Here is a 12,343-nt window from a genome sequence, read left to right as displayed (position 1 = left end):
GTCCGCTCGACTTGCATGTATTAGGCATGCCGCCAGCGTTCGTCCTGAGCCAGGATCAAACTCTCCAATAAAGTATTGAAAAGAGCGATAAGCTCATTTTGAATCTGACGAGATTAAAAATCTCATTTGTGCTCCAGTCGATTCAAGCCAATGCTTGTTTCCAACTTTCGCGTTTCATTCTGCAAGCAGAATGTTTACTCACTCGTTGTTCAGTTTTCAAAGATCAAACTTATTTTGTCACCGAATGTCGTTCTCTTCAGCAACTTTTATATCTTATCACATCCGAACCAACTTTGCAAGCTCTTTTTTTAAGTTTCTTTCGAAGCTTATCCGTTTCGCTTGCCGCACCGTGTGAACCGTGTTTTCTTGGCCGGACTTAGAATATACCATGTACAGATTTACATTGCAAGTCTTTTTTTGAGTAATTATCAACCTTTCTATAATCTTTATGGTATATCTACATTACTATTTTTATCTCACATAAAAAAGGCCTCTCTATAAAAGAAAGACCTTCTCATCAAGTTGCTCTAATATTTATAGTTAACCGATAACCTCTTGAATGTGAAGCTGCCTTTGCTGCATTAGGTTAATGATGGTTCCTTCTACTGACACCATAGGACGTGTAGGATGATCCCGATCAGAGAACACGATCTCTCCAATTTGGTTATTGCTGAGTTTCACTCGGATGCCATTATGGATCTGGGTCGACCGTTGAACAAATACACTCACAATTGCAGGATCCAATTTTCCGAACGCTTCGCTCTGGATCTGTTCCAGGACCAGATACGGGGATTGTGCCTTACGGTAGATCTTCTCCAATGTCATGGCGTGGAAAATATCAGCGATAGCTACAATCTTGGCGTAAATATGAATTTGCGTTCCGCTAAGCTGCAATGGGTACCCCGATCCGTCAACTTTTTCATGATGCTGCAAAGCTGCAAGTCTGGCTCCCTCATTAATGGCCTTTGCCTGTTTAAGAATCTGATAGCCATATTTAGTATGCTGACGGATCTCTTCTTGCTCTGTAGCGGTCAACGTGGATGGTTTATGGAGAATCTGTGGATCTACTTTGTTGTTACCAATATCATGGAACAAGCCTGCAAAGGCAACTTGCATCCAATCCTTGGAGGGGAGATCCATCCATTGGGCCAGTTGATACGATGTGATCGCACTCAGTACGGCATGGTGATACACATAATCATGTTCTTGTATTACTCGTGGGCTAAAGGTAAGCACATTATATTGTTTGAGATGTAAAAATAAAGCCTCCAACTGTGTACGCAACTCATATACAGGCAATTCAGCCGCGAGAGAGGACAGGAATGCACTTTTGGTTAATCCGACCATCTTCTCATACTCATCCTGTAGAGACGTTGCTGCAGGAGCTGTGATGGCGTTTCCTGCCTTACCTGCCCGTTCCCCATTCTTCTCACTTGACGTACTTCCTACCGACGCTGCTGCACCTTTGGAGCCTGTGCTGCCCGCTACCGTTCTTTCTTGTTCAATATCCACCTGGTGAATCATAAAGGCTCTGAGCACTTCCATATCCTTGGGTAAAATGACTTTGCCCTTCTGAAGCAGGACGTTGCCGCGAAGCGTGTGCACATCACTCCCAAGTTTGAGTCCTGGTTTGACTTCTGACAGGGTGATTAATCCCATGTGTTATTCCCCTCGCTCATCGTTCTTCTATGTTAATACTAAAACAAGACCATAGTCCCGGTTTTTCTTGATATTTCCCATTATATTACTCAAAAATCAGGCTGTACATCCCAGATTATAAGGAATGAAAGATGGACATTCCTTTATACAACAAAAGGGCCCCCAGTGGGAGCCCTTTAAAATCTTGTTCCAATCACCAATAGATTGGTCTTCAGAAAGTTCTATCTTATGCTTCCGAATCGGAATCGTCGCCTTCAACTTCAGCGTCAGCAACGGTGCCTTCTTCCAGGCTTACTGCCGGAGCTTGGGAATCCCCGCCTTCCGAGCCTTCAAGCAATTCGTCGTCTGGTTCTTCTTCATTCTTATCGATTCGGCTGACTGTAGCTACGGAATCCTCATCACGAATATGAATCAGTTTCACGCCCTGCGTGTATCGACCCATAGTGGATATGCCTTCCATGCTCATCCGGATCAAAGTACCGCTAGATGTGATAATCATCAGATCCTCTTCCGTTTTAACCATTTTGAGGCTGACTACTGCGCCGTTCTTCTCTGTAACATTAATGGTCTTGATCCCTTTACCGCCACGAGTCTGCATCCGATAATCACTGACAGGTGTACGTTTACCGTAACCTTTGGCTGTAACGATCAGAACATCAAGCTCTTTATCAACTACATCCATGCCAATAACGGCATCCTGTTCATCCAATGTGATCCCTTTAACTCCGGTTGCACTACGTCCCATGGAACGTACGTTACCTTCCGAGAATCGGATGGACATTCCGTGAGCTGTACCCATAATGATCTCTTGCTGTCCATCGGTCAGCTTAACATCAATCAGGATATCATCATCACGCAAGGAAATACCAATCAGGCCGCCTTTGCGAATATTGGTATAATCTTCAAGTGGCGTCTTCTTCACAACCCCTTGGCGGGTAGCAAAGAACAAGAATCTGTCACTCTCGAATTCCTGAACCGGAATTACGGCATTGACCGATTCACCCTGCTCGATCTGGATCAGGTTAATAATAGGTGTTCCACGTGCGGTACGTCCAAGCTCTGGAATCTCATAAGCTTTGAGACGATACACTTTACCTTTGTCTGTGAAGAACATGAGGTAATTGTGGGAGTTGGTCACAAACAGATGCTCAACGAAGTCGGTATCTTTGGTGTCCATCCCCACAACCCCACGCCCACCACGTTTCTGGCTGCGATATGTGGATACCGGCAGACGTTTCACGTAGCCTGTATGGGTAATCGTGATGATAACCTCTTCACGCGGAATCAGGTCTTCATCCAGAATACTTTCTTCACCTACAGTAATCTCTGTACGGCGATCATCGCTAAAGCGGTCGCGAATCTCTTGCAACTCTGTACTGATAATCTCAAGTACGAGATGCTCATTGGCCAAAATTTCACGATACTCTCTGATTTTGACCATCAGTTCGTTATATTCGTTCTCAATACGTTCGCGTTCCAAACCTGTAAGGCGTTGCAGACGCATATCGAGAATAGCTTGAGCCTGATCATGACTGAGTGAGAAACGCTCAATCAAACCTTCTCTGGCTGCATCCGCATTACTGGATGAACGAATCAATGTAATAATCTCATCGATATGATCCAGTGCAATACGCAAACCTTCCAGAATATGTGCACGAGCTTCAGCCTTTTTCAGTTCAAACTGCGTACGTCTGCGAATAACCTCGATCTGATGCTGCAGATAGTGATACAACACTTCACGCAAGTTTAGAATTTTAGGCTCTTTATTTACAATCGCAAGCATGTTAATCCCGAAAGTGGATTGCATCGATGTATGTTTGTACAAGTTGTTCAGAACAACCCCCGGATTCACGTCTCTGCGGAGTTCAATTACAACGCGCATACCGTTACGGTCAGACTCATCACGCAGGTCTGTAATGCCATCAATCTTTTTATCACGTACCAACTCGGCAATTTTCTCAACGAGTCTTGCCTTGTTCACTTGATAAGGGAGCTCCGTAACAATAATTCTCGCCTTATTGTTATTCTCTTCGATGTTGGTTTTGGCCCGCATCGTTACTGAACCACGTCCAGTCTGATATGCCTGGCGAATGCCTGAGCGTCCCAGAATGTAACCGGACGTCGGGAAGTCTGGCCCTTGAATGTAATCCATCAGTTCCATGGAGGTAATGTCCGGATTCTGAATCATGGCCTGTACGCCGTCAATGACCTCTCCCAGATTATGAGGAGGAATATTGGTTGCCATACCTACCGCGATCCCGCCGACCCCATTGACAAGCAAGTTAGGAAAACGCGCAGGTAAAACGATAGGCTCATGTTCTTCACCGTCATAGTTTGGCTGGAAGTCAATTGTATCCTTGTTGATATCTCTGAGCATTTCCATTGCAATCTTGGACAAACGAGCTTCCGTATAACGCATGGCTGCCGCCATATCGCCATCGACCGATCCAAAGTTACCATGTCCATCTACGTGCATATAACGCAGGGAGAAATCCTGTGCCATCCGTACCATCGTCTCGTAAACAGCAGAGTCACCGTGCGGGTGATACTTACCGATAACTTCGCCGACGATTCTGGCTGATTTTTTATGTGGTTTATCGGGTGTCATACCAAGCTCCGACATTGCGTACAGAATACGCCGGTGAACCGGCTTCAATCCATCACGCACGTCAGGTAAGGCACGACTAACAATGATGCTCATCGCATAATCCATAAACGATTCACGCATCTCGACGCCAATATCCCGATCTGTAATCTGCGAGTTCATTTCATCCGCCATGCTGGACCTCCTTCTTGTCCTTCAACAAACGTTCCATTCCGTCATTCAATAAATTGATTATATGTGAAAAGCCTAACAAGGCTAAAACCGCGCAAGAACGCTATTCTTTATTATATTACTTTCACAAAAGTTACACAATTAAACGTCCGCTGGGCAATAGCCTTTCTTCCGGGAACTTCTACGTGTCTGGGGATTCGCCCTGCCTTCCTCCCCAATTGCACATACAATGCTAGGAAAAGCGGCATTTATACTGTGCCCACCGTGGCTAAAGCCGTTCCCGTTCTACGATCAAACTACAAATTATGCAGCTCATCGCACAAAACGCCATATTTCTCTATTATACCACTGAAATCGTAACTTGTCCTTCGATTTCTCCGTGTCTTCCCCTATTGAGAACTGAGCAAAACATGAAAGGGTTGATGAATCTTGGGTATCCAGCGTGTCTCCAGCAAATGGGCCAAAACAGCTGTGTTACAACGCAGTCGCAGTGTAAATGAATATATTCCCGTAACCCGAAAATATAGTCGTCAAACTCTGGAACGAATGACTGAATTATTCGAGTCCAACTATATCAAGCCGGACCGTGGCACTTACGGTAATGGCGTCATGCGGGTGAAAACCACCCGTCTGTACCAACCTGTGTTTTATTCCGAAGATTCCATGGCAGATACAGAGGTTTCCGAAGAAACCAATGATCGAAACCTACCTGGCGAAACCGAGGCGACCTCTGTTACTTCCAGAGCTACTCACCTCACAACAACATATCAACTCCAATACGGAACAGAGGAGAAGTCATTTCATTCCCTGGACGATCTTGAACGGGCGCTGAATGATCGTATACAGAAACGTGACTATATTATTCAACAAGGAATCCCACTGATGAAGCATAAGGATTTGCCCTTTGACTTGCGTGTGTTGACCCAGAAAAATCTGCAACATAACTGGGAAACAACAGGTATACTCGGACGGGTCGCCGCGCCAGGCAAAATCATCACCAACATTCACGGTGGTGGACGATTGGCCACGTTCGAAGAACTCGTACTCCCCCATCTTCACCATGATCGCTTCAAGAAGCTTCGTAATGAGCTGTACCGACTAGGCATTCATACCGCTGTGCAATTGCAAACATCATTTCCAAGGCTCAAAGAGATCGGTATTGATATTGCACTAGACGAGGAAGGGCGCCCCTGGATTCTTGAAGTTAACACACTGCCGGGCATTTATGCTTTTGGCTTACTGCCGGACAAGGAGGCTTACCGGAAGATTAAACGATATGCCATTGCCTACGGTCGTTTACCCTCCAAAAAGGGTAAAACCTCTCGTCCATCCCCTAAAGCACAGGCCTCGTCTGCTAAAAAACGTGTACGTCGATAACAAACGAATACGGAAGTCTATTAACTTCCCTCTTCGATGATTCCAATAATATAAAAAGGCGCCCTCGCAGGCGCCTCTTCGAATATCGTTAAATGTCGAGGTTTTTCACGTATTTAGCATTTTCCTGAATAAAGTCACGACGCGGTTCAACGTTATCCCCCATGAGGGTGTCGAACATGGCATCAGCAAGGATGGCATCGTTGATCGATACTTGCATCATGGTCCGGCTCTCCGGATCCATCGTCGTTTCCCACAATTGTCCGGCATTCATCTCACCGAGACCTTTGTAACGTTGAACGTTGAATTTCGCATTTTCGCCGAGTGTTGCAATAATTTCATCGCGTTCTTTCTCGGAACCAGCATAGCGAATTACTTTGTTACGCTCAATCTTGAACAATGGCGGCTGTGCAATATATACATAACCTGCCTCAATGATTTTGCGCATGTACCGATACAGGAATGTCAGAAGCAGTGTTCGGATATGAGCACCGTCGACATCGGCATCAGTCATCAAAATGATTTTGTGATAGCGGGCTTTGGCAATATCAAAGTCATCACCAATACCTGTACCCATCGCCGTAATAATCGCTCTAATCTCAGCATTACCCAAGATCCGGTCCAGACGAGCTTTTTCCACGTTCAGAATTTTACCACGGAGCGGCAAAATCGCTTGGAAATGTCGATCCCGACCTTGCTTCGCTGATCCGCCGGCAGAGTCACCTTCGACGATGTACAATTCGCTGATTGAAGCATCTTTGGATGAACAGTCGGCCAGTTTACCTGGGAGTGAGCTTACTTCCAGTGCACCTTTACGACGTGTCAGTTCCCGAGCTTTACGTGCCGCTTCACGAGCACGTGCTGCTTGCAGTCCTTTTTCCAAAATGCGACGGGACACGGAAGGATTCTCTTCCAGGAATTCCTGCAGCTTCTCGGCAAACAAGGATTCGACAATACCACGTACTTCACTGTTTCCCAGCTTGGTCTTCGTCTGTCCCTCAAATTGCGGTTCTGGAATCTTGACCGAAATAATAGCCGTCAAACCTTCACGCACATCGTCCCCAGAAAGGTTCCCTGTGCTGTCTTTGATTACCCCTGCCTTACGGGCGTAGTCATTGATGATCCGTGTAAGGGCACTCTTGAAACCTGATTCATGGGTTCCGCCCTCATGCGTGTTGATATTATTCGCGAAGGAATAGATATTCTCGGTGTAGTTGTCATTGTATTGCAACGCAACTTCCACCTGGATGTTGTCTCTGGAACCTTCGACGTAAATTGGATTTTCATGCAGTACTTCGCGCTTCTGGTTGAGGAAGGAGACGTATTCGATAATACCGCCTTCGTACAGGAACGAGTTGGTTGCACCCGTACGCTCATCCGTCAATGTAAGACCAATGCCTTTGTTCAGGAACGCCAGCTCACGAATACGGGCAAGCAAGATGTCATATTCATAAACTCTCGTTTCCGTGAAAATTTCAGGGTCTGGATGGAACCTAACCGTTGTTCCCGTTTCGTCCGTTGTACCGATTACTTTCAGGTCATACTGTGGAGCTCCACGGCGATATTCCTGTTGGTAGATATGTCCCTCACGTTTAACCGTTACAACCACTTTTTCAGAGAGAGCATTAACAACGGACACACCGACACCATGCAAACCACCGGATACTTTATATCCGCCGCCGCCAAATTTTCCTCCTGCATGGAGGACAGTCATAACTACCTCAAGTGCAGGACGTTTCATTTTGGCATGTTCGCCGACAGGAATACCCCGACCGTTATCGACTACAGTTACGCTGTTGTCTTCATGGATACTGACCTCAATGTGGTCACAGTAACCTGCAAGCGCTTCGTCGATACTGTTGTCCACTACTTCCCAGACCAGATGATGCAGGCCCTTGGAACTGGTGGAACCGATATACATCCCTGGACGCTTCCGTACGGCTTCCAATCCTTCAAGGACCTGAATTTCATTCGCATCATATGACGGTTGATTCATAGACATGCCTTTCACCTACTTCTATAGATTCAATATCGTAAATATGCGTTAACTAAGAATGTTTGCTGAAACAGGCAACGTCCTTCATTTCAGCCAGCTGTCCAAATTAAAGACAAGCAGCAAAAGACACACCTTTTATGCCACAAAACCGCTAGAGATCAGGAAAAATGTGAGCCCGCTTCTTCAGCGTGGCTGAGGAAATAGGCGAGTAGTACACAATGTTTTTGGTCACCACAATGGACTTGGCTTCCTCTTCGCCGATGTGTTCCACGGTTTTTTCCTGCTCGGCATGCGTGACATACTGCTTGGAGATCTTTGAGGATTTTTCAATCGATATATCAAAAATAGCGACCAATTCGGAAGAACGGATGATCTTCTCACCGCCCAGATGAATGTACATAAGCCCTCACTCCTTAGCGTTCAACCTGTCCGGCATGAACGTGATAAATACTGGCATCTTTGAGCTTGTCAACGTTCAGGCTCTCGATCCCCGTAGCCGTAATAAAGGTTTGCACCTTGCTCTGGAACGTTTCGATCAGCTGCGTCTGACGAAAAGGGTCCAACTCGGACAGGACATCGTCCAAAAGCAGGACCGGATATTCTCCGATTTCTTCGTGAATCAGTTCAATTTCCGCAAGTTTAAGGGACAACGCCGTTGTGCGCTGCTGCCCCTGCGAGCCATATGTTTGTACTTCCCGATCGTTAATGAAAAAGGACAGGTCATCCCGATGCGGCCCACTAAGGGTTGTGCCTCGGCGAATCTCCTGCTCTTTCATTTGTGATAATTTTATCATAAATTGGTCCATTAAGACAGCTTCATCTTCTTCAGCCGCTTCGCTGAAGGACGGAAGGTAGGCCAGCCGCAAGACTTCTCCGCCTCCGGTGATCCCCTGATGAATCGTTTCTGCCCACTTTTGCAGTTTCTTTATGAATTGTTTCCTTTTTTTGACGATTTTAACACCATGCTCGACCAGTTGTTCGTTCCACACCTCAAGCATGGTCTGGGCTGATGCCCCTTGCCCCCATAGCTGCTTGAGCAGATTGTTTCGCTGGACCAGCACTTTTTGATATTGCTGCAGATGATACAGGTAACCTGGTGCCACCTGACCAATCTCCATGTCAAGAAACCGGCGGCGGACCCCCGGCGTGCCTTTTACAATCTCCAGATCTTCCGGTGCAAACATCACGACATTGAGTGCTCCGACAAAATCACTTAATTTGCGCTGCTCCAGGCCGTTAATCTTCGCTTTTTTGCCTTGTTGCGACAACGATAGTTCAAGCTTGACCGATCCGTACTTTTTGTCGACCTCTGCTGCAAGCCTGGCCCGTTCCTCACCGAAACGGATTAGCTCCTTGTCACGGGATGTACGGTGGCTCTTGGTGAGTGCAAGTACAAAAATAGCCTCTGCAAGATTGGTCTTTCCTTGGGCATTTTGCCCGATCAACAAGTTTACGGGACCAAAAGAGTCCAGTCTCAGATGTTCATAATTGCGGAAATTCTGCAGATCAATGCTGTTCACAAACACGTGGTAACCTCCCTTTTATCCCGTCCGACAGGAGGCAGCAGGATCGAACTGTTCTTCTTACTCTGCAGCAACTTCGAATGTGCCTTCTCCATCCACTTCAACGATATCCCCAGGGTATAACTTACGTCCCCGGCGTTCCTCAGGCTCTTTATTCACACGTACAAGTCCCTCCTGAAGCAAAGCTTTGGCCATACCTCCGGTTGGGATGCAATCAGCCAATTTCAAAAATTGGTCAAGCTTAATATATTCCGTTCGAATCGTAACTTGGTTCACTGTGATCTTCCTTTCGTTAGTTGGTCGTCCGGTATGGCAGTATGACGTAAAGGCTGTGACTGTCATCCAGCGGTTTCAAGATGATTGGACTCATGACACCGGTAAAAGCGATCATCAGTTGCTCACTTTCAACCACTTTCAAAACATCCAGCATGTATTTGGAGTTGAACGAGATTTTTAGCGGATCTCCTGTAAACTCGGCAGGTTCGATTTCTTCTCTTACTTTACCTAACTCGGAAGAGCTTGAGGAAATTTCGACTGATCCCGAATCCATGGTTTGCATGCGCACGATGTTTGTTTTCTCTTCACGCGACAGCAAATAAGCCCGGTCGATGGATTCACTTAATTTTTTTGTATCTAAAACGAGTTCTGTTTTGTATGACGTCGGAATAATTCTAGAAGTATCCGGATATGTTCCGTCCAGAATACGGGAGTAGAACAATACACGGTCAATTTTGAACAGGACCTGATTATCTGCAACTACGATATCCACAAGGGTATTTTGATCCGGAACAATTTTGCTGAGTTCGTTCAGCGTTTTACCGGAGATGACCACGTTGTTAAAGCGGATACCCTCTGCATTATCCAGCATTGCTGATCGAGTAGCAAGACGGTGACGGTCTGTTGCCACAAATTTCAACTCATTGTCACCCAAACTCCAAAGTACACCTGTAAGGATTGGAGTTGTCTCATGTGTGGAAATGGAAAAGACGGTTTGTTTGATCATATTTTTCAACAAATCCCCTGGAATGGAGACCGTTTGGTTTTCTTCGATGCTTGGCAGTACCGGGAATTCTTCCGGATCAAGACCTACCAGTTGAATCTCGGTAGCACCTGCCGAGATGAAGGTGTTGAAGTTCTCTTTGACTTCCATGTGTACTTCCTGTGAAGGCAGCTTCTTAATGATCTCTACGAAAAACTTGGCAGGCAAGACTACACTGCCTGGTTGATCTACCTGAACTACGCTTTTATCTCCATCTTCAAGCGGGATGAAGGATTGAATGGATATATCGGTGTCGCTTGCTGTCAACGTTACACCTTGATGATTGACGTCGAATTTGATACCGCTCAGGATCGGAATCGTTGTACGGCTCGATATCGCTTTGGATACTTGCTGTATGGAATCGTTTAAATAGTTTTTCATTATGCTGATTTTCATGGTTTCACTCCTAGCTGATTTTTTGGGTAATGGGGTGTTAAAAGGTGTTTTTCAAAGGCCGAAGGCTAAGCTCCGAAATGGCTATTTTGGAGATGATATCTTTAAGATCTTTTTAGTAATAATAGTAATAGGGGCACTGAATATGTGGATAAGTGGGTATAAACCCGTACACCCAAGCCTATCCACATGTGTATACGTTGTGCATAGGCTTGGGACTTGTTCAGGTTGGATTCTTAATTTTTTCGGTTAAGTTGTTGATAACTTTATAGAGATCCTGATCGATTTTTATGGCTTGGGAGATTTTTTCGTGAGCGTGTATGACAGTGGTGTGATCTCGTCCTCCGAATGCTTCCCCAATTTTGGGCAGAGAAAAATCTGTCAGTTCACGAGAGAGATACATGGCAATCTGTCTTGGGAAAGCAACTGCCTTGGTCCGTTTCCGTGCTTTGAAATCTTCAAGCTTAAGGCTATAGTACTCGCCGACCTTTTGTTGGATGTCATGAATAGTGATCATTTTGGGACGACTCGAAGGAATGATATCCTTCAGTGCTTCAGCTGCCAGATGAGTGGTTACATCTTGATTAGTCAGCGAAGAATAAGCAACAACGCGAATCAGTGCGCCTTCCAGTTCACGTATGTTGGTGTCAATCTGGTTGGCGATATACATCATCGCTTCATTCGGAATATCTAGGTTTTCCGCACGTGCTTTCTTACGCAAAATAGCGATTCTTGTCTCCAAATCTGGAGGCTGGATATCCGTAATTAACCCCCATTCAAAGCGAGAACGAAGTCGTTCTTCCAGTGTCGGAATTTCCTTCGGTGGTCTGTCGCTGGAGATGATGATCTGCTTCCGTTCCTCATGCAGCGCATTAAACGTATGGAAAAATTCCTCTTGTGTCGATTCTTTTCCCGCCAAGAACTGAATATCATCAATGAGCAGAATGTCGACGCTCCGGTATTTGTTACGGAAGCTCTCTCCGCGGTTGTCACGGATCGAGTTAATGAATTCGTTCGTGAATTTCTCAGACGACAAATAAACGACTTTGCTGCCCGGATCATGCTCCAGAACGTAATGTCCGATCGCATGCATCAAGTGAGTTTTACCGAGACCTACTCCTCCATACAGAAAGAGAGGATTGTAAGCTTTGGCGGGCGCTTCAGCGACCGCCAGCGATGCGGCATGGGCAAAACGGTTGCCCGGCCCGATGACAAATGTATCGAACGTATATTTCGGATTCAGCATGCTGAGAACCGCTTCTTCCTGTACAACTGTAGGCGTTGGTGCCGGCAGTTGCGGGTCGGGTTCAGCAGGCTTGTTCTCTTCGATGACAAATTTCACATCGACTTGTTTGCCAAGCAGCTCGTATACCGTCGAGCCAACCAATTTGGTGTAACGGCTCTCCAGCCATTCGACGGCAAACGTAGTTGGTGCGGAAATGACGATTGAACGGTCATTCAGCTTCGTTGCTTTGGTTGCTTTGAACCAAGTGTCAAAGCTGGGTTTGCTGAGTTTGTTTTGTATGATTGATAAAATTTGCTGCCATAAATCAGAAGTATGGCTGTCCACAGACTGTCACTCC

At 46.0% G+C, this 12,343-nt stretch carries 9 protein-coding genes and 1 rRNA gene; 1 reads left to right on the top strand and 9 read right to left on the bottom strand.

Features of this window, described 5'->3' with window-relative positions:
• The 3 genes from WFI24_RS19440 to gyrA all read right to left on the bottom strand — a co-directional run.
• Nucleotides 1–71 (bottom strand): 16S ribosomal RNA (locus tag WFI24_RS19440); the annotation flags it as partial.
• A gap of 469 nt (nucleotides 72–540) precedes the next feature.
• A complete protein-coding gene (locus WFI24_RS19435) occupies nucleotides 541–1,659 on the bottom strand; it encodes an HD-GYP domain-containing protein (protein ID WP_336763431.1) in 1,119 nt (372 codons plus the stop codon).
• Between the two features lie 226 nt (nucleotides 1,660–1,885).
• Nucleotides 1,886–4,438 (bottom strand): DNA gyrase subunit A, encoded by a 2,553-nt coding sequence (gene gyrA, locus WFI24_RS19430; protein ID WP_336763429.1) that lies wholly within the window; start codon nucleotides 4,436–4,438, stop codon nucleotides 1,886–1,888.
• 426 nt (nucleotides 4,439–4,864) lie between these two features.
• On the opposite strand from gyrA, the gene WFI24_RS19425 reads away from it, so the two are divergent.
• A complete protein-coding gene (locus tag WFI24_RS19425) occupies nucleotides 4,865–5,812 on the top strand; it encodes a YheC/YheD family protein (protein WP_336763427.1) in 948 nt (315 codons plus the stop codon).
• Between the two features lie 88 nt (nucleotides 5,813–5,900).
• Here WFI24_RS19425 and gyrB read toward each other — a convergent pair whose 3' ends face one another.
• The 6 genes from gyrB to dnaA form a co-directional block, all read right to left on the bottom strand.
• A complete protein-coding gene (gene gyrB, locus WFI24_RS19420; RefSeq protein ID WP_062836512.1) occupies nucleotides 5,901–7,811 on the bottom strand; it encodes a DNA topoisomerase (ATP-hydrolyzing) subunit B in 1,911 nt (636 codons plus the stop codon).
• Between the two features lie 145 nt (nucleotides 7,812–7,956).
• Nucleotides 7,957–8,205, bottom strand: coding sequence for an extracellular matrix regulator RemB (gene remB / locus WFI24_RS19415; protein ID WP_017691405.1), 249 nt, complete (start codon nucleotides 8,203–8,205; stop codon nucleotides 7,957–7,959).
• Nucleotides 8,206–8,218: 13 nt separating this feature from the next.
• Nucleotides 8,219–9,331: a DNA replication/repair protein RecF gene (gene recF, locus WFI24_RS19410; RefSeq protein ID WP_076216624.1), complete on the bottom strand. Its 1,113-nt coding sequence runs from the start codon at nucleotides 9,329–9,331 to the stop codon at nucleotides 8,219–8,221.
• A 57-nt stretch (nucleotides 9,332–9,388) separates the two neighbouring features.
• A complete protein-coding gene (gene yaaA / locus WFI24_RS19405; protein WP_036611994.1) occupies nucleotides 9,389–9,604 on the bottom strand; it encodes a S4 domain-containing protein YaaA in 216 nt (71 codons plus the stop codon).
• 16 nt (nucleotides 9,605–9,620) lie between these two features.
• Nucleotides 9,621–10,763 (bottom strand): DNA polymerase III subunit beta, encoded by a 1,143-nt coding sequence (gene dnaN, locus WFI24_RS19400; protein ID WP_017691408.1) that lies wholly within the window; start codon nucleotides 10,761–10,763, stop codon nucleotides 9,621–9,623.
• 220 nt (nucleotides 10,764–10,983) lie between these two features.
• Entirely contained in the window at nucleotides 10,984–12,330 is a 1,347-nt protein-coding gene (gene dnaA, locus WFI24_RS19395) for a chromosomal replication initiator protein DnaA (protein ID WP_100526825.1), read from the bottom strand.
• Nucleotides 12,331–12,343: the final 13 nt, after the last annotated feature.

The organism is Paenibacillus sp. USHLN196, assembly GCF_037144955.1.
GTDB classification, from domain to species: domain Bacteria; phylum Bacillota; class Bacilli; order Paenibacillales; family Paenibacillaceae; genus Paenibacillus; species Paenibacillus xylanexedens_C.
Note: the sequence above shows the minus strand (reverse complement) of the source record. Positions and strands in the feature narration are given on the sequence as shown.

Bases quoted from the DNA above. Each gene is read 5' to 3' on its own strand.
- WFI24_RS19435 (WP_336763431.1), bottom strand. From the start codon at position 1,659: ATGGGATTAATCACCCTGTCAGAAGTCAAACCAGGACTCAAACTTGGG.
- gyrA (WP_336763429.1), bottom strand. From the start codon at position 4,438: ATGGCGGATGAAATGAACTCGCAGATTACAGATCGGGATATTGGCGTC.
- gyrB (WP_062836512.1), bottom strand. From the start codon at position 7,811: ATGTCTATGAATCAACCGTCATATGATGCGAATGAAATTCAGGTCCTT.
- remB (WP_017691405.1), bottom strand. From the start codon at position 8,205: ATGTACATTCATCTGGGCGGTGAGAAGATCATCCGTTCTTCCGAATTG.
- dnaN (WP_017691408.1), bottom strand. From the start codon at position 10,763: ATGAAAATCAGCATAATGAAAAACTATTTAAACGATTCCATACAGCAA.